The organism is Bacteroides sp. 1001136B_160425_E2, assembly GCF_015559655.1.
Taxonomy (GTDB): domain Bacteria; phylum Bacteroidota; class Bacteroidia; order Bacteroidales; family Bacteroidaceae; genus Bacteroides; species Bacteroides luhongzhouii.
In genome coordinates this window covers 96,034-115,820 of sequence record NZ_JADMQH010000010.1, presented here as the reverse complement: position 1 = coordinate 115,820, position 19,787 = coordinate 96,034, and the positions used below count along the sequence as shown (strand labels likewise).

Sequence of the window (19,787 nt, the reverse complement as noted above, 5' to 3'; positions counted from 1 at the left end):
AATATACCATTTATATGAAACATATTTGCTGTATCATTCTGTGTTTCTGTATTTCTATAGGAAGTTACGCACAGAATTTTGCTGATTATTTTCAGAATAAAACATTGCGAGTGGATTATATCTTTACCGGGGATGCTACACAACAGGCTATTTATCTGGATGAGCTTTCACAGCTCCCTACCTGGGCAGGCCGTCAACACCATCTCTCCGAACTTCCTCTGGAAGGCAACGGACAAATTATTGTGAAAGACCTTGCCAGCAAACAGTGTATCTACAAAACTTCTTTCTCTTCTTTATTTCAAGAATGGCTGTCAACAGACGAAGCTAAAGAAACAGCTAAAGGATTTGAGAATACCTTTCTTCTTCCCTATCCCAAACAGCCTGTGGAAATAGAAGTGACTTTATATTCTCCGCGAAAGAAAACAATGGCGGCTTACAAACATATCGTGCGTCCGGATGACATATTGATTCATAAACGGGGAGTATCACATGTTACTCCACACCGGTATATGCTACAAAGTGGCAATGAAAAAGACTGCATAGATGTTGCTATCCTGGCAGAGGGATATACAGAAAAAGAAATGGATATATTCTATCAGGATGCACAACGTACCTGCGAAAGTTTGTTTTCGTACGAGCCGTTCCGTTCCATGAAGGGTAAATTTAATATTGTAGCCGTAGCCAGTCCTTCTACAGATAGTGGTGTCAGTGTTCCTCGCGAAAATCAGTGGAAAGAAACAGCGGTTCATTCTCATTTCGATACCTTTTATTCAGACCGCTATCTGACTACCAGTCGGGTAAAGTCTATCCACAATGTATTGGCTGGTATCCCTTACGAACATATCATTATCCTCGCTAACACGGATGTATATGGCGGAGGAGGAATATACAATTCTTATACGCTGACCACGGCTCATCACCCCATGTTCAAACCGGTGGTAGTGCACGAATTCGGACACAGCTTCGGTGGATTGGCCGACGAGTATTTCTATGAAGATGATGTGATGACGGACACTTATCCCCTGGATGTCGAACCGTGGGAACAGAATATTTCAACACAGGTGAACTTCACTTCCAAATGGAAAGATATGCTCCCGTCAGGTACTCCGATCCCTACTCCTATTACTGAAAGAAAGAAATATCCGGTAGGAGTATACGAAGGAGGAGGTTATTCTGCCAAAGGTATTTATCGTCCTGCCTACGACTGCCGCATGAAAACAAACGGATATCCGGAATTTTGTCCGGTTTGCCAACGTGCCATCCGCCGAATGATTGAGTTTTATGTTCCTTAATTGAATTGCAATCATCGATAGTTGCCAACGGTAAATACTCATCCAAAAACAAAATCAATATACAATCATATTATTGTCAAACTTAAAACCCAAACCTCATGATTAGACTTCAACCAATCAGTACGTCGGATCTGCAACATTACAAATTTATGGAAGAACTCCTGATTGATGCATTTCCACCGGAAGAGTACCGCCAATTGGAACAACTGCGCGAATACACTGACCGTACGGGCAACTTTCATAATAACATCATCTTCGATGATGACCTGCCGGTCGGCTTCATTACCTATTGGGATTTTGACAGTTTCTACTATGTAGAACACTTTGCAACCAATCCTGCCCTGCGAAATGGAGGTTATGGAAAACGTACACTGGAATACTTGTGCAATTATTTAAAACACCCGATCGTATTGGAAGTAGAACGTCCGGTGGAAGAAATGGCCAAACGACGTATCAACTTTTATCAACGCCAGGGCTTTACACTATGGAAAAAAGAGTACTGCCAACCTCCTTACAAGCCCGGAGATGACTTTCTCCCCATGTATTTAATGGTACACGGAGAACTGGATTGTGAAAAGGACTTTGAAACAATCAAAAAGAGAATACATAAAGAAGTATATGGAGTAAAAGACAATTAAAAAAGAATCCCGATAGTTCCAATGACTACCGGGATTTTTTATATCATACCATTACAGCTCTGTAATTAAGTCCAACCGTTACTGTATCTAAAACGATAACGAATATCAAATACTCTGCCATTCATCTGATAATATCTCTCGAACTCTTTTTTATCCGGGTCTCCCAAAATTTCCCCTAAATTTGCTGTCTTTAAAGAGAGAACAAAGAATTTCCCGTTGGCTAACCCAACTCCCAGTTGATTACCTTGTGAAGTTTCCGCATTCAAAGCTGTAACTTCCGCATCAAATGTTTTCAATTTTATCGGTTCATCCCTGTCTATCGTTGTACGGTCAACATAATAAAGGTCGTTCCCTTTACCTATCAACAAATAGGTTCTATTATTAATATAAGGTGCTGTATAAATTACAGCTCCTTCTAATAAATTACCAAAACTAATTGACTTGTTGACAGATGGAGTAGCCGTTACCTGATTGCTATTAGAAGCCTTGTTGACAGAATATTCCTGATACAAATATTCACTTCCCTTTTTCAGAATCAGGGTCATCACATATGTACCATCTGTCAGTCCAGTAGTTTTAGGGCGGGCATAACCCAGATACACAACTTCATAATCCAACAGATCATGCAACTTCGGCGCATCATAAAAGCCATTCTTATTATAGTCTTCTTCCTTTGCTGTAAATTGAAGTACCTTACCGGCAGATTGCTTGTCATAATCCATTAGGGCTAAAATACGTTGGTGTCCTTTCTCACCTTCCACAAATGCCATATTCAAAGCACGCATTTCCGGTATAATCAAAAATCTATCAACTTTTACCTCTTTATTTTCAAAAGTCAATGGTATTGACAGGAATTTACCTGTATGAAAAGCTTTTTCTGATAGCTTTTTACGTGTGTATGCTTTTCCGTCTTGGTCCACTACAACAGTCAACCATTTTAGCTCTGCAATCTGCTTCACATTCAAGTTATCTGCAAAACTGGGTTCTAGAAAAGCATCCGGTAAAACAAGGTCTTTAGTAAAAGCGGCACCTTCCAAATCCACACACTTAGTAGCTTTCGGATTCACAATCCATACAGAAGAAGGATTACTACTTGAACCTCCTGAACGGAAATGTTCTAATAACCCTAACGTTTCCTTAGGAAGAGCTTCTCGATTTTGTTCTTGATAAACTTCCAGATGCTCCTGATAAGTCACCGCATCAGTACCTGTTGCAGTCATAAAATTCAGATAAGAAGCTTGTTCATCCTTTGACAACACCAGCCAACCATATAAATTATATTTCTGCGTGAAATCCATCGATGTACGGCCGATGTATGTAAGACCAGTCTTCGGATTAGTCACACGCAACTGACATTCTACCTGGCTTGCTATTTTCTCCACCGTGAATTCCAATACACGTTTATCAGATATAAATTCACCATTCAATGTCCAGTTGTATTCCAGTTCTGACTCTGCAACTTCTTCCGTAGCAAAAGTAATGGTCGGTTCCAATTTGGCTACATTTCCTACAACATAAGTATATTTAGCACCTCCTAAATCAACTGTTATCTCATTTACATCCTCATAATCATAGTTTCCTTTATCGCCATAGCAACTTTCCAAAACCACTGTCAGAGAAAATAACAGTAGAATATATATATTCTTTTTCATATTCAAATCCATTTTACTCATTAATAAACCGGAATATCAATATCCAATCCGTGCTCTGTTATATACTCCTTGAAATCCAATGCATATTTTCGAATCAAGGTTTCATCCATACCAGTCAGATCATTCACTCCTGTACATTTTATAAACTCTTCAAACTTATAAGGATCATACTTGCCTAAATAACTTTCGACAGTCTTATCCCACCACAAAGGTGGCTTAGCTATATTATCAAAATTAATAGTAATACTACACTGATCGGCAAAGCCCGGTTGAAAATTTTCATTCTCCTTAATACCAAACACTAACGTCGCTTCTTTATCTTTCAATATATTATTCGGATTCTTCAAAGTCACCGTAACCTGATCAATAGGAGTTCCTTGATGAAATATAGGGTGAAGATTTAACTCATACATTTCCGGAGTAGCAGTTGTTTTCTCTGTATCAATATACAGTTCAAAATTCTTGTCTTCTTCCAATAAACCTCCCATAAGATTTACCTCAAATTCTAGTGAATGAGTGTCAAGGCCAGGATAATAAGAAAAAGAGAAATTCTGTACAGTAGTTTCTTTTTGCGTAAAATAAACATACGATCCCAAATCGTATCTGCCTATCTGGTCTTTCTCACATGCTGTGAGTGTCAAAACCATTGCCGTTAAAAATAAATATATCTGTTTCATTTTCGATCCGTCTATAAATTAGTAAACCATCTCGTTATCCGGTAATGGGAATATAAAGTTAGCCTTTGAATTAGGAAGTATATTATACTTCTTATAAAAATAATATAACTGACCTTCACCTAAAAATTCCTTACGTGCATCCTTTAAAACAGCTTCCTGATATTCCTCTAAAGTAGAAACGTATGAGAAAATACCGGCTGTACACCCTCTATTGGTTGCAACAGTTTCTAACTCCAGTGCTCCACTTGCAGGATCTGTTTTCGCCAAATATTCACCACGGATATAATACATTTCACTCAAACGGATAACAGGAATAATACGTTTATCAAGATCCGTATAAGAGGCATCATCCATATATTTTTTAGAAATCACACAATACCAGTCATAGTCGCTATGAATTTCCATCATACCCCCACTCTCATTCCAACGTCTGTCATTCGCATTTTCATTCAAAATTTCCTCATAATCATCATAATCGATAGAAACCATTCCACCATCTTCATCCACATTATCCCACGCCTTGAAAAGTTCTACTTCTTTTGAATTTGAAAGAGCGAAAATTAAATCATCCTTCATCTTAGGATTCGTATTAAAGCTTGCATTAGCAGTGAAAGTAAACATTTTATCTCCATTATCGTCTGTATAATTTATAACCTCTGACGCTGCATCATAAGCTTTTTTCGCCTCTCCCGCATAAGAGAATACACGTGCTTGTAAAGCCGTAATAGCCATATAGCTCATGCGAAAACCACGGCTAGCGTAAAAAAGGTCTGTCACCAAATCCCCACCTTCAAAGCGATAACCTTTGGTCATTAATATCTTATAACCTTTTTGATTATCATAGGTCTGCACCAAATTGCGCGCATCTTCCAAATCTTTTTCTATTTTAGCCAATATCTCTTTCACTGTTAGGTAGGGTTCTGACACAGAAGGGAAAGTTGCATAATAAGGAATGTATTTCTTACCATCATCTGCTGCTACACTAGGAGCAAAAAAACGAAGGACTTCGAAATGCAAAATTGCTCTTAACGCCAACGCTTCTCCATGAATTAGATCTCGTTCAAGCGTTTTACCCTGAAAGATGGTAGGATCGACACTTTCTATATTCTTTATCAATTCATTGCAATTGGCTATTGCATTGTAAGCCGTAGACCAGATGCTCTGAATAACCGGTTCCAACGTTTTATCCGTATATTTATACTGGCAGGCTTGCCAATACTTGGAGTCCGTACTACCTAAATTAGATTTAGTATAATTCTGTCCCAATACATCAGCCATTCCCCAGGTCAGTTCTTCTCCCCAAAGATACTGGCTTGACATCTGTTTGTAAATACCGTTTAAGGCAATGCGGTATCCACTGCCAGAGTTAAACAGGTCTTCTCCATCCACTTGATTATTAGGACGTACATCCAACCAATCGGAGCAGGAACAAAACGTCAATGACGTACATAAAACTAATATAATATGCTTAATTTTCATATACTTCCTTCTTTTTAAAATTTGTCACGATCAACTTAGAAACTTGCATTCACAGTAAAATTGACGCTTCTTGAGTAAGGATAACTCAAACCGCGTTCTTGTTTCACTGTACAGAAACGGGCAAGGTCATTAGCACCTATTTCCAAACGGAGCATGCTCAATCCTAATTTCTTGATTTGTTCCGCAGCGAAAGTATACCCTAATGTAATTGAATTCAATGACAACAAGTTGTAGTCTTCAATAAAACGGGTCGTTGATTTAGTTATTTCAATGCTGTTCTTACCATTATACAACGCTTTAAAACGTGCATTGTCTCCCGGCTCTTTCCAACGGTCGGAAAGAACACGCTTGTCTACGTTAGAGTTGTAGATATCAGCATTCTCAACCTTAGATACCAGCGTTGAATTATAGCGTTGACCACCATACTCATACATAAATGTAGTGTACAAGCTGAATTTCTTCCAAGAGAAGTTGAAACCAAATGTTCCCTGAATATCCGGTTCGGTATCACCACAACTAATCATATCAGCTGAATCCCATTTAGTAGTCAATGTACCGTCTCGTTTTTCAAAGATTTCTTTTCCCGTTGCCGGATCGATCCCATGAGATTTCACTGCAGAAATTGCAGTAGTAGACACACCTTCTTCATATTTGCGGAAAGGCTTAGCAGCATTAGCATCATAATTGCCCAGTTCTGCATATTTCTGATCGACCAAATCATTATATGCTTTCAGACTATTGGAAATCTTCACCAACTTATTCTCATTGTGCCCTAAGTTAGCAAATAATGACAACTGCATATCACGCTTACGAATAATATTACTGCGTACATTGATTTCATATCCACGATTCTGCATTTCCCCAACATTGTCTTTATAAGAAGTAAAACCGGTAGAACTAGGAATCGTTACATCATTCACCAAATCCACTGTACGTTTATTATAGTAAGCAAATGAAACATAGAACAAACGTTTCAACAGGCCTAATTCAAATCCAAAGTCCGTCTGATAGGTCGTTTCCCAACCCAAGTTTACATTCCCCATTGCTATCATATTGGCACCCATTCCGGTTTCATACCATTCATCACCATTAATTTCGTAAACGGTTTTTGCAGCAAAAGGCTCAAAATTAACTTTACCGGAAGAACCATAAGTTCCGCGAATTTTAAATTCATCAATAAAGCTCAACTTCTTTATAAACTCATAGTTATGCAAAGCAAGTCCCAACCCAAACGACCAGAATAAGGCAGTCTTGTTGTCCGACCCAAATTCGGAAGAGCCATCGCTACGAACAGAAGCGTCAAGCAAATAAATGTTCCGATAACTATAGTTTAAAGTAGCCAACGCACCGAACAAACGTGATTTGTTATCGCTCCAATCCGGTTTTTCGTAAATTTTTTGTGCATAATTAGGAGAATCGAAGTCACCGGACGGGAATCCCATATAGCGAGCCGAAGAACTTGTAGCACTAGAAGAAGTAGCGTTAATACCTACTGATAGATTAATATTATGCTCTTTAATAGTCCGGTTATATGCCAGAAAAGCATTCATATCCCAAGAAAAAGAATTACCACTACCAGTAGTCAATTCACCGGATATTTTATTCGTTCCACCCAAAACGTCTGTATTTTTTGCCGACAACGGGTCAAGAAAGTTACGGGACTCGGAATAACTTTTAGTTAATGCAAACTGCCCTTTAATTTGCCAGTGATCATTAATGTACCAATTTGCAGACAAGTTATCAATAAATTCGTCCGCACTAGACCTATCATAACTTTTCAATGTAGCTTCATATAAAGGATTGGCCAAGTTATCCATCCCTAACTTATGCCACTCGGTTGTCTTTGTTACATAAGTTCCATCATCATCACGGAAAGTATCATACGGCAACTTAGTTGTATAATCCGAGAAATTTCCATAAGGCGATTCTTTAGAACGTGTTGCCGAATAAGAAACGTAATTACGTACTTGCAAACGACCGATACGGTAATCCAAAGATAAACCTCCACTTGTACGATCACGATAAGAACCCTTCATCACACCATCAGATTTATTATAGCTCAAGTCCACAGAGAAACGTAGATTTTCCGTACCTCCGGTCAAAGACAAACTATGTTTATGATTGAATACGGAATGTACCGGTTGAGAAATCCAGTCGGTATCAACTCCCCGTCTTACATTCTGTAATTTACCATAATATTCTTTGTCAAGAGTATATTGTTCAGCAGCATCTTTACCTTTATAAAAACCGGACAAACGTTCTGTTTCCAGTTTTTCCGATGCATTCATCAAATTATAGTCAGACAAGTCCGGCATCTGCAAAGTTCCGGTCATACTATAATCAATCTGCAATTTTCCTGGTTTAGGAGGTACAGTAGTGATAACAACGATACCGTTTGCCGCACGTGAACCATACATAGCTGTCGCAGCCGCATCCTTTAAGATGGTAATACTTTCAATACGGTTCGGATCAAGGTCATATAATTTAGTAGCCGAAACTTCAAAACCATCCATAATGAACAACGGGAGGTTCGGATTATTCTGCAAATTAGATTTAGACACTGTTTCCGAGTCCAACTCTTTGATACCTATACCAGAACGACCTCGAATGTATAGTTCCGGAATAGCGTTCGGGTCCGAACCCCATTGACTATTTTCCTGAATACGGAAAGAAGGGTCGAATGCCTGCAAAGCAGAAAAAACATTTGTCTTGGAAACCTTTAACAGTTCGTCTTTTTTAATCTGCACGCTGTTACCCGTAAAGCTTTTCTTATTAATATTAGAATAACCGGTAATCACCACTTCATCAGTCATCACAGCATCTTCTTTCATAGAAATCACCCGGGCCTTTATGTCTTTTGACGCATCATCTCCCAAGCTTATCTCCTGTGTAGTCATTCCTATATAGGAAACAATAATCACCGGATGTTTACGAATAGGATACATTAATTTAAAGTCTCCATTAACATCCGTAGTGGTACCAAAATCTGTGCCTTTCAGTCGAATAGTAACTCCAACTAATTGAAGCCCTTCCTGATCAACCACTTTTCCAAAAACAGTCCGATATTCTGATGACTGTTCTTTACTTTCAACCTTTGGCCTTTGGCCTTGTTGCTTATTATCTTTTTGCTGAGCTACCACCGTAACTGCCGACAAAAGATATACCAAGGAAAAAAGAAATACTTTTTTCATAATCCGTGTTGTATTCTATTTATGCAAAACAATATATTATGTTATTTAAATTTTAGGAGTATCTTTCCAAGAACGCGTCATCAAGAATAGTAAATATTTATAGTGAGCACGCGTTTGTTCATCCCCTGTCATTTGTTGTTTCTTTAGTAACTCCGACAATTTCTGATAAGTGCCGTACCATAAATGATTCTGATTATCCGCCGCAATGTTATAAACAACAGCACGAGAGCCATATCCTTGTTCCTCTATGGCACTTTCTGCATCTTCATTTTCCTCTTCATCCAAGGCACCTACTTTATCAGTGTTGTCGTCCGACAGATAATATTGTCCGAACCATCTCTTCCGACCATTTATATCCACACTATTACGCACGTTCGACAAGAATTCAGCTTGCATAATACGTTCGGGTTCTGTCAACGAACGTCCCTCCATTGTCGGACGCCATACAAATTCATATAGATCATCGATATATTCTTTCGGGCTATAAGAAGAGGGATCGCGATAGTACGTCAACGAAATACGCTTGGTTTGATACAAATCTGTAATCACATTCTTTTCTTTTACTACATAGTTCTTCAGAATTTTACGGGCTTGTGAACCGGAGAATGAAAGTTTCTTTATAACATCTTCATCATCAATCCATTCCAAATCTTTCAGTTGAGTAAACAGGAACTCTAAAGATGCCTTTTGTAATTCCTTGGGTACCGCCGTGAGAGTTGCGTTAGCGTCACCTACAAAATGCTCATTCAGATAGAATGAACCAATGTTACGATATACATTAAACAAATATCCTCGCAATTGCTGTACAATAAACGGGAAGACCATATTACGATAATCATAATTCTTATCTTCCGCATCCATCCACTCATGCATATGAGCTACAATGTAACGCAAATTATTGATACCGTATGTACTAGCTTTAATCGCATCATTTCCTAAATCAAAAGAAAGAGCTGACGGGTCGAACGTGGTCAACAAATACTGTTTGGTTCCGAAACGATACATCGGATCACCGCTTTTCTCACTAATCCACTGGCGCACTATCTTATTTTCTTCCTGCGGAGTTTGTGCTTCTAAAATTGGTTTGTAGGCTACTTTAATAGCATAATAATCATACACTCCCAATTTAGGAGAAAGCATCACTCCCTTATCACCCGGTTGAGCAACGTAATTGAAACCTACTTCATCCATCACAGATGCAGTTATTCCATATTTCTGTGTATAAGAAGCTGACCGTAATGAATCTGTCGGTATAGCAGCAGAACCTGCCATATTCTCTATCAATCCCAGAGCAAAACCAACTTCCCGACGAACGGCACAACGAAGCGTTTCACTCATTAAGTCATCCGGTAACCGAAGATGACGCGCATCCGGATCAACCTGGGAAGTCTGTACAAAACGCTGGATATTATTCCACTTAAGCAAATCATGATAAAGATATAAAGAAGCATTCATGATTTCTCCGGTACGAGGATCAGCAAATGACGCATCTTTCATAGTCGTTACCACCCCGGTAGGAACATAACGAATCGTACTGTATTTCAAATTATCAGGATCAAAATTCGGATCATCTTTCGGAAAGTCCTTTACCTGGATAGCATCTTTAAAACCAATAGCCTCGAAAGCCTTATTCCAGTCATTTACTCCTGCTTTTACAGCGGCTCTCCAACTTACCGGAAAATTCGGATCCATATAAAAAACAATCGGCTTTTTCGGTTCCGTCAGATCACCACGTTTGTACTTGTCAACATCCGACACCTCCAGATTCCAACGTTTCATCCGGTGTTCCATTCTGGAACCGTCTACCTCCGTACCCATATTTTCCATAGCTACAGTCCCTATTCCTATTCGGGGATCGGCCAAACGGGGACGCATCTGCGGTTTCTCCGGAAGCAATAATAAAGTACGGTTTACTGTTATGCTAACAGGTTCATCCACACTTACAAGTTGTCCCCCCACACTTAAATTCATTAAGTAAGTCAATTTAGAAATAATAGAGACATTATCTTCAAAGGCCTTCACCCCCATCAGGTAAGACAAATCATCCTTGAATTTTACCGCCTGACTACCCGATCCATATTCCATTGTACGTTTGCCACTTGAAAAAGGATTCATATTTTCTGTATGAGATACAAAGTAGGAAGTCATATCTACCACAACAGCCGAAGAGTCTTTATTAAAGGCAGCAATAGTGAACGCATCAACAATGGTTGATAATGAATTCTTCTTCAATCCCTCCTGCATATTCTGGTTCGCCGAACTGGAGAATATCATATTCTGTCCTGTTCTACTGACTTCCTTCATATATAGCGTACTGTCTACCATTGCAAATTTGATGTGCCGGGGAGTATACGACATCGTTCCTGCCGGTCCATTTCCCATGTCAGAGGTTTCTACCACCTTCGATCCTAAAAGAAACTCACGTCCCATGAGTGAAACAGGGAACTCGACGAGCAGTTTTTTCTTGTCTACAAAGTGTAAAGTGAGCAGACCTTTAGAGGTTTCCACCTTCTTGTCTTTAAACAGCTTTTCGTATTTGCTGAGTTTTTTCTCTTTCTTTTCTGTTTTGTCTTTTTTCTTTTTCCAGAAAATCGTATTTGCGTCTGCAGCAGGCAACGTAAATACCGCAGCCAGACAAATGATTAAAAATCGTCTCATATCGTGTTTTCTTATTATTTTACCAATTACGTATATCTTCTATCTTCTCAAGCAACTGTCCATAGTGCATCCTTGTTTCATCAGAACCGGAATTCAAACGCGATTCCATCAACTTCTGAACACGAATCAACAGCCCATGATACAAATGCAGCTGATTATCATTAGATAAATTGGTGATATATCCCAAAGGTCCGAATCCTCCAACTGTATTTACTTCAGGCCGAACAGACTGTAACAGTGTTTCAATCTTCTTACCTTTCTTTTCACGACCTGTAGTTTCCATGTGATTGGGCAACTGCAACTTTCTCAAAATCGCAGCAATCACTTCATATTGAAGCAGCATCTCTGCACGGTTCAATGACTTACCTTTTAAAGTCGATGCCCATACACCACTGTAAATGTCATTCAAGTATTCTTCAGGAGAATAACTGTTCTTATCTTTGTAGTAAGCTAATGACACTCGTTTAGTAGCCACCAAAGCAGTTGCAAAATTCTTAATCATCTTTTGATAAACCGGAGTTTGTACCGGCATATTACGAAGGATGGAAGAATCATCCAACCAGGTCATATTACACAACTCGTTCATTACAAAACGAGCCGCTTCACGCTGTTGCGCTTTAGATACAACAGATAGAGCCTGATTACGATCACCTACCCTATGTTCGGACAGATAAAATCCTCCTACATTTCGAAAAGCATACATCAAATATCGGTTATACTGATTAACTATCTCCGGGTAAATCTGAATGCGGAAACGATAGTCCGAATCTTGTTGTTCCACCCATTTATCCATGTTTCCCAAGATATATTTCAGATTACTGATTCCATATTTTCCCGCTTTAACAGCATTGTTGCTCAAATCACCTCCGAGCGCACTCGGATCATATTCTGCGTCCTGATATTGCGCTTTTCCATAGCGATAAACCGGATCTCCTGACTTCATAGATACCCATCTCATGATCTTTTCACAGATTTCTTCCGGCGTCTTCGCATCCGGAATGAGCATATATCCCATCTGAATCGCATATAAGTCATAAGCTCCCAACTTATTTTGAACAAAATCAACCTTACCATCTCGCGGTTGGGCAATATAATTAAAAGGAAGCTCATCCATCACAGAAGAAGCAATGCCGTTCTGTCTAGTAAATTCAGGTGAACGCAATGATTCTACAGAAAATGCAGCCGAAGCGGAAGCATTTTCTGCCAAACCTAAACAATGACCTACTTCACGAGCTACATAAAGCCGGATACCCTCTAATAAAATCTCTTCCGACAACTGTCCCCCCCGTATACGTTCATCAGCTTGAGCTGTTTGAACAAAACGTTGATTGGCTATTGTCTTAGCTATATCATGTCCGACAAAAATAGTTCCATTAATAATTTCTCCACTACGAGGATCCACCCAAACTTTACTCTGAGTTTTTGAAAGATTTACAGGAACATAACGGATACAAGAATACTTCAAGTTTCCGGCATAAAACGTCGTATCATTTGCTGGAAAATCCGCAGTCTGCACAGCATCTTTAAATCCAGCCATTTTAAACGCTTCATTCCACCAGTTAACTCCTTCTTTTATTGCTTTTTTCCAGGCTTCCGGAAAATCACTATCGATATAGAAAAACACAGGTTTTCGTGGAGCAACTAAATCACCCCGGCGATATGCCTCCTCATCGGCAGGAAGCAGATTCCATTTATGTTGCAAATATGAAAAAGCCGTACCGTCTTTTTCTGTCGATATCTTTTGCTTCTTGGTATATGTATATCCTAAACGAGGATCGCCCAACCGCCAGGTCATTACCTCTTCCGGCAATAAAAGCATTGAATAAACAGCCTTCACCCGTACATTTCCTCCTCTAACCTCTCTTTTATTAGCAAGTAGAGACTGATAAAAACTCATATCCAGATTAATTTCCAAGTTATCATCAAAGACATAGAAATTCCTGATAGAAGAGAGATTCTTTTTCAAGATAGCTTTCAACTCCAATTTACCATATTTCTCATCTCTTAAAGAAGCACTATTCTGGTCAAATAAAGGAAGGCGTTTATTATCAGCAAGAAAGAACTTAGTAACTTCAAATACCACTGCCGTGCTATCCATATTATAAGCCGCAATCTTGAATGATTCCATATTCGGCGTTATATTACTTTTCGCTACTGCCCTGCTTATATCAGACTGGTTGCTATATACATCCATTCGAGAAACAGGGGTTACATTTTGCATATATATCTGATCCTCTTGTATAGCAAAACGAATATGCAACGGAGTAGTCATAGTCTGTCCTACAAGACCGCTTGCATTATTACTTGTTGCCGAAACCGAAGAACCCATCAAAAAGTCACGTCCAAGCAAACTTTTAGGAAATTCAAAGTAAAGTTTATCATTAATCTTATGGATTGTAATAAGCCCTTTCTTTGTCACCACTCTTTTGTTCTTAAACAAACGTGGATATTGAGTATTCCTTTTTTTAGAAGCAGTCTGAACCGTATCCGATTTTGCTTCCGTTTGCACCTTCTCCTTTTTCTTGGCAAAAACATCAGAAGTTCCGGTAGCTAACATAAAAGCCCCGGTCAATAACACTATAAATAACTTCATCACTCAACAATTTTTATTTTGCCTTTTCAAAATCAGTAATGATAGACAATAAATATTCATAGTGAGAACGGGTTGCATATGAACCTGAATTCTTACGCTTTTCCACTATATTCTTTATACGTGTCAATAAATCAAAGTACAGATGATTCTGATTATTATTTGAAGTGTTAAGCACATAATAGATATAATCAAAACCTGCATATTCATTTATCTTTTTCAGTGCGTTAGCAGTCTTATAATAATGTCCTGCATCTACACAACAATCTGCATCTCCCTGCTCTGTCAAGTGCTTATATACATCAAATAGTTGGAACAAAGGTAAATCCGTATTGGCGGGTAACTGTAAAGCACCCGTCTGGGCAGCTTGTTTCAGATCTGCAAACAAAACTTCATCAATCTCGTCTTTCTTCGTCAGTGGGTCAGCATTACGAATAATGCCCATCAAGACTTCGGTCTGCAAAATACGTTCGGATTCGGTCGGTTCTACGTTCTTTATAGTCGACTCCCACAAAATATTATAAATATCATCTAAATATTCCTGTGGAGAATATGCGGAAGAATCACGGTAAGCAGCCAATGAAACACGTTTTGTATTCAGAATCTTCTTGCTCATTGATTTCAAGATAGAACGTGACATTGAACCATCAAAAGTCAGATTCTTTACCACATCAGGATTATCTATCCAGTCGATGTTCTTTAATTCATTCAAAACAAACTGAACAGCACGTTTTTGCATATCATGAGGAATCACTTCAGATGTGTTATACGGATCGCCGACATAATGTTCATTGATAAAGAAACCGCCCACATTTGCCCAGGCATTATTCAGATAACGTACATACTGCGAAACCAATGCGTCATAAAGATGATCACGATATGTAAAATCAGGATCCTTGTCATTCAGCCATGCATTGAGATTACCTAATATATATTTCAGATTCTTGATGCCATAAGCACCTGCCTTCATGGCATCATTACTGATATCTTCCGATAAAGAAGTCGGGTCGAAAACCCCATAACCCAATTGTTGCTTTCCATATCTATATTCCAAATCCCCTATTTTACTCTTAATGATGTTTTCCAAATAAGGAACCTCCTCTTCTGAAGTTTTTGCCTGCGGGAATACGGTATATCCCCACTTGATAGCATAATAATCATAAGTGCCTAATACCGGAGGAGTAAGACATACATCTTTGTCTTCAGGTTGTGCTATATAATTAAAACGGGCATAGTCCATGATGGACGGAGTTGTACCATGTTCTTTCATAAACACAGGATCACGATATGATTCCGTTGCATAAGCAAAAGAAGATCCCATATTGTGCATCAATCCCAAACAGTGACCTACCTCATGAGATATGATATAGCGCAAGCTCTCGTCTAATACATCCTGCGGAAGTTTAGGAGTACGTACTCTTGGATCAACCTGTGCCGTTTGCACGAATCTCATGTCATTCACCAACTGGATAACATCGTGATATACAAACACAGAAGCATTAATGATCTGACTGTTTCTGGGATCAATCCACGATGGTCCCATTGCGTTTGCAATTCCAATCGGAGCATAATTAATGCAATTATATTTAATATTAGCCGGATCAAATTCCGGATCATCCTTTGGGAAATCCTTCACTTGCATTACATTCTTAAAGCCAATACGTTCAAAGGCTTTATTCCATACCAGCACTCCTTCATGGATACCCTTTTTCCATTCTTCAGGAAAAGCGTCATCTACATAAAAAAGAATAGGCTTGGTAGGTTCAACAAGTTCTCCTCGTTTGTAAGCTTCTACATCTTTAGGATATACATTCCACTTGTTGGTATAAGTATTCATTTTTACTCCGTCATAATCATCGGCGATTTCTTCCTTATTAGAAGTAAAATAACCAATTCGGGGGTCAGCCATACGCGGCATCATTTCAGGAGTCTCCGGCAACAAAACAAATGACCGGTTTACTTTTACCGTCACGGGTTCCTGATAGGCTATTGCAACAATCCCCATATAAAGTAAATCCTGCAAATAGCTCAAACTTGATGTTACTGATATATTATCATCAAATGATTTTATCTGATCGACATAAGAGAGCTCTTTTTTGAACGTCGCCCGACGAACGCAAGCACCGAACATTGTTTTCTTACCATAAGGATCAAAAATAGCCATACGCTTATTGTCGCTCACCAAAAAATCCGTCATGTCAAATACTACAGCTGTACTATCTGCATTATAAGCCATCACTTTGAATCCTTCCATTACAGGCTCTCCGATTCCTTTCTTCATCGCCTCTTTAATAGACTCATCCTTACTCGTAGAAAAGATTGGGCGACGTGCAAAGTTACTCACTTCGCGCATCTCCATCACACTATCGCGTAATGCGAATTTAATGTGCAGGGGCTTCTTAATCTTTTGCCCAACCAATGCATTTCCATTGTCACTAATCTCTGAAACTGTCGATCCTAAAAGCATCTCGCGATTCTGAAGAGTAAGAGGGAATTCAAATAAGATTTTTCCTTCAATCTTATGAAGAGTTATCACCCCTTTTTTCACCTCATCTTTCTTCCCTTTAAAAATCTTCTCGTAGGGAGACTCTTTCTTCGCAGTTTTCGTGTTTTTTTTCTTCTTTGCGTAAATCGGTTCTACCGTCACTAACATTGCGCACGCTAGTACCAGCAAAAGAAACGCCTTCTTTGCAACTAACTTATTCACAATTAAAATTATTTAATAATATTATAAATAATAAAACGGGTGCAAACATATATATAATTCTTATTGAAAGTGAATAACATCACACCAAATTAGCATTCTTTTATTCTTTTTTATCTTATATATCTTTTGTTTAAAAAAGTGTAAAATGGCTATATTCCAATATGATGTAACATTTGCATATAAAAAGAAAGGGTGTCCAAACCGATTTGGACACCCTTTCTTTTTATATATCAAATTAACTAATTACTTTTCACCACGTTTTGTAGCCGAATAGTTAATCTTCAAAGCATAAGATTTTCTAAGAGCATTTTTTACGTCAGTAATAATACCCATCTTTGTCTTTTGGTCTACTTTCAGAGACACAGTCATTTTAGCTGCATCACCTTCATTCATACTTGCACGTTCCTGGAAAATGAAGTCTTGTACTTCACCAACTTCAGCATAGCTGTCGTTGAGCTGAATACGACTTTCAGTACCCATTTTCGCGCGATATTCCTGTGTAGGTTCTCCTACATAGATGAATGTTACCAGCGATTTCTTCTCCAGTTTTTCGAGTTCAGTACCTTGCGGAAGTGTAAACTGTACCTTTAACGTTACCTCACGCATTGTTGTTACAATCATAAAGAAGAACAACAAGGTAAAGATAAGGTCAGGCAACGAAGAAGTATTCAATGCCGGCATTTCACGTTTACCAGTCTTATTAAATTTTCCCATTACTTACTTCTTTTTTTCTCCGTATTTTTTAGGTTCTGCCTCAGAAATTCTCTGCGGATAAATTTCGCGAATCGCTTTTTGCTGATCGTCATTCAATTCCGCATATGTAGTTCCAAATTTCTGTTGAGCCAACTCGTCTCTCAATTCATTGTATGCAGCCACCAATTCGTTCTGCACGCTAATATAAGCCTGATAAGAAGATCCACGGTCATTCTGCAAAGAAATTACATGCTTGTCGTTAACGAGATAAGTGCCGAAGAATTCCACATTCTTTTGTGTTTTTTCAGGCATATGTTCTGCGTTAGCAACGTTAGCAATAAATTCTTTAGCTTTCTCTTTCAACTGATCAACACCGATATAATCATTTCCACACATCAAGGCATCATCCTTATTCAGATATACCTGTAAGACGTTACGTTCTTTGATTTTATCAGTATTATCCTGATCTTGATCTTCGGGTGGTGGAGGCAAAAGTCTTGCCAAACCACGGTCCGTATCCATTGATGTTGTAATCAAGAAGAAGATCAGCAACAAGAAAGCGATATCCGCTGTAGAACTTGAGTTAATATCAGGAACTTTTCTTTTTCCTCTTGCCATTGTAATTACTTATTTAATTGAGAATTACTCAATTGATTAGGATAATTTCTTCTTTATGCCACTCACGATGATTGCAACAACTGTCACAAACAACAAAATGTAAATAGAATAAAGGAACATATCTGTTATTTTCAGCCAAAAAGGAACGTTGTCTGTACCACTATAACCCTGGATCTGCATTGGTGTTCCGTCACCCATAGACCAAGCTACAACTAAAACAACAACTAAAAGAACCAAACCAAGTAAAGATTTAATAGCATTTGCCGGATTATCTTTCAAGGCTGCTCCAAATTGGAATATTGCACCGAGTATAGTAGCTGCAATAGCAATGCCAAACAAAGCATACATCAAATAAAGTAAGGCGTCTGTTTGAGCCGGCTGCCACATCTCGGGATCTACCCCCGCAATCGCTGCATCGCCTGTAGCATCTCCTCCTAAAAAGAAAAGGCACAATACGACCAGAATGATGGCAAACATCGCATAAAGTGCGTAATACGATGCTCTATATGTTAACTTACTCATCTTCGATTATTTTTTGTATTTCAAATTATATTTGATTACCATGTCTAACAAAGAGATAGAAGAATCTTCCATTTCGCTAGTCAGAGCTTCAATCTTAGCAAGTACATAGTTGTAGAATACCTGAAGGATCAACGCTACGATCAAACCGAAGATAGTTGTAATCAAGGCAACTTTCATACCACCTGCAACAACCGTCGGAGAGATATCACCTACCTGCTGGATTTTATCAAATGCCTGCACCATACCGATTACAGTACCCAAGAATCCGAGTGACGGAGCCATTGCGATAAACAGTGTGATCCAAGAACATCCTTTTTCAAGGTAACCAGCCTGTACACCACCGTAAGATACAACTGACTTCTCAACTACATCAATACCCTGATCAATTCTCATCAGACCTTGATAGTAGATAGAAGCAACCGGACCTCTGGTGTTACGAGCAATGTCTTTAGCAGCTTCAACATCACCTTTTTCCAAAGCAGCTTCGATAGATGCCATGAATTTTTTTGTGTTGATTTCAGCCAAGCTCAAATAAATGATACGTTCGATACAGAAAGCCAAACCGATCACCAAAGCGATAGCTACCAAACTCATGAAAGATGCAGTACCTTCGATGAATTTAACTTTGATTTCCTTGTGAATACCACCTTCTTCTGCAGCAGGAGCAGCAGCTGTAGTAGCTTCAGCGGCAGGAGCAGCTTGTTGTTCAGTTTGTTCTGCTGCAGGAGCATCTTGAGCCTGAGCAAGTTGAATTGAGCCAAAAGTGAAGGCCCCAATCACAGCAACAATTGCAAATAACTTTTTCATTGTGTGTCTAATTTTTAAGATTAATTAATTGATTATTATTATTGTATTTACTTCTCATCTCTCTTTCATTTCTGCGGAGAGACGGGGATTCGAACCCCGGATACGCTTTTGGCGTATACACGCTTTCCAGGCGTGCCTCTTCAACCACTCGAGCATCTCTCCTTATGAGTTTTCCGCATTTTCAGCTACAAATGTATTCTTTTTTTTCTTTTCTTGAAGCATTCTCCCTCTTTTATCTTGAATAAATACTGCAAATTAATATA

General features: G+C 38.8%; 13 protein-coding genes and 1 tRNA gene. 2 read left to right on the top strand and 12 right to left on the bottom strand.

The window, feature by feature from the left end; translation table 11 throughout:
* Window positions 1–14: 14 nt before the first annotated feature.
* Together I2I04_RS11725 and I2I04_RS11720 are read left to right on the top strand one after the other, a co-directional pair.
* Window positions 15–1,292, top strand: coding sequence for an IgA Peptidase M64 (locus I2I04_RS11725; protein ID WP_195655085.1), 1,278 nt, complete (start codon window positions 15–17; stop codon window positions 1,290–1,292).
* A gap of 98 nt (window positions 1,293–1,390) precedes the next feature.
* Entirely contained in the window at window positions 1,391–1,930 is a 540-nt protein-coding gene (locus I2I04_RS11720) for a GNAT family N-acetyltransferase (RefSeq protein WP_195471051.1), read from the top strand.
* A 65-nt stretch (window positions 1,931–1,995) separates the two neighbouring features.
* Here the strand turns inward: I2I04_RS11720 and I2I04_RS11715 are convergent, their stop codons facing one another.
* From I2I04_RS11715 to I2I04_RS11660, 12 genes are all read right to left on the bottom strand, one after another.
* Entirely contained in the window at window positions 1,996–3,582 is a 1,587-nt protein-coding gene (locus tag I2I04_RS11715; protein WP_195655084.1) for a PKD-like family lipoprotein, read from the bottom strand.
* Window positions 3,583–3,602: 20 nt separating this feature from the next.
* Window positions 3,603–4,259: a DUF4843 domain-containing protein gene (locus I2I04_RS11710; protein WP_195655083.1), complete on the bottom strand. Its 657-nt coding sequence runs from the start codon at window positions 4,257–4,259 to the stop codon at window positions 3,603–3,605.
* A gap of 18 nt (window positions 4,260–4,277) precedes the next feature.
* Window positions 4,278–5,738, bottom strand: coding sequence for a RagB/SusD family nutrient uptake outer membrane protein (locus I2I04_RS11705; RefSeq protein ID WP_195655082.1), 1,461 nt, complete (start codon window positions 5,736–5,738; stop codon window positions 4,278–4,280).
* A gap of 35 nt (window positions 5,739–5,773) precedes the next feature.
* On the bottom strand, window positions 5,774–8,929 hold the full coding sequence (locus tag I2I04_RS11700; protein ID WP_195655081.1) for a SusC/RagA family TonB-linked outer membrane protein: 3,156 nt from the start codon (window positions 8,927–8,929) through the stop codon (window positions 5,774–5,776).
* Window positions 8,930–8,974: 45 nt separating this feature from the next.
* The gene (locus I2I04_RS11695) at window positions 8,975–11,587 is read right to left on the bottom strand and encodes a zinc-dependent metalloprotease (protein WP_195655080.1); all 2,613 of its coding nucleotides are present in this window, start codon (window positions 11,585–11,587) and stop codon (window positions 8,975–8,977) included.
* A 19-nt stretch (window positions 11,588–11,606) separates the two neighbouring features.
* Window positions 11,607–14,180 carry a zinc-dependent metalloprotease gene (locus I2I04_RS11690; protein ID WP_195655079.1) on the bottom strand — a complete coding sequence of 858 codons (2,574 nt, stop codon included), beginning with the start codon at window positions 14,178–14,180 and terminating at the stop codon, window positions 11,607–11,609.
* Between the two features lie 13 nt (window positions 14,181–14,193).
* The gene (locus tag I2I04_RS11685; RefSeq protein WP_195655078.1) at window positions 14,194–16,884 is read right to left on the bottom strand and encodes a zinc-dependent metalloprotease; all 2,691 of its coding nucleotides are present in this window, start codon (window positions 16,882–16,884) and stop codon (window positions 14,194–14,196) included.
* A 243-nt stretch (window positions 16,885–17,127) separates the two neighbouring features.
* On the bottom strand, window positions 17,128–17,598 hold the full coding sequence (locus I2I04_RS11680; protein WP_004315772.1) for an ExbD/TolR family protein: 471 nt from the start codon (window positions 17,596–17,598) through the stop codon (window positions 17,128–17,130).
* 3 nt (window positions 17,599–17,601) lie between these two features.
* Window positions 17,602–18,195: an ExbD/TolR family protein gene (locus I2I04_RS11675; RefSeq protein WP_143257881.1), complete on the bottom strand. Its 594-nt coding sequence runs from the start codon at window positions 18,193–18,195 to the stop codon at window positions 17,602–17,604.
* Between the two features lie 36 nt (window positions 18,196–18,231).
* A complete protein-coding gene (locus I2I04_RS11670) occupies window positions 18,232–18,717 on the bottom strand; it encodes a hypothetical protein (RefSeq protein WP_143257880.1) in 486 nt (161 codons plus the stop codon).
* Between the two features lie 6 nt (window positions 18,718–18,723).
* Window positions 18,724–19,524, bottom strand: a complete 801-nt coding sequence (locus I2I04_RS11665) for a MotA/TolQ/ExbB proton channel family protein (RefSeq protein WP_004315775.1) — start codon at window positions 19,522–19,524, stop codon at window positions 18,724–18,726.
* A gap of 74 nt (window positions 19,525–19,598) precedes the next feature.
* Window positions 19,599–19,686: transfer RNA gene (locus I2I04_RS11660), tRNA-Ser, on the bottom strand.
* Window positions 19,687–19,787 lie beyond the last annotated feature (101 nt).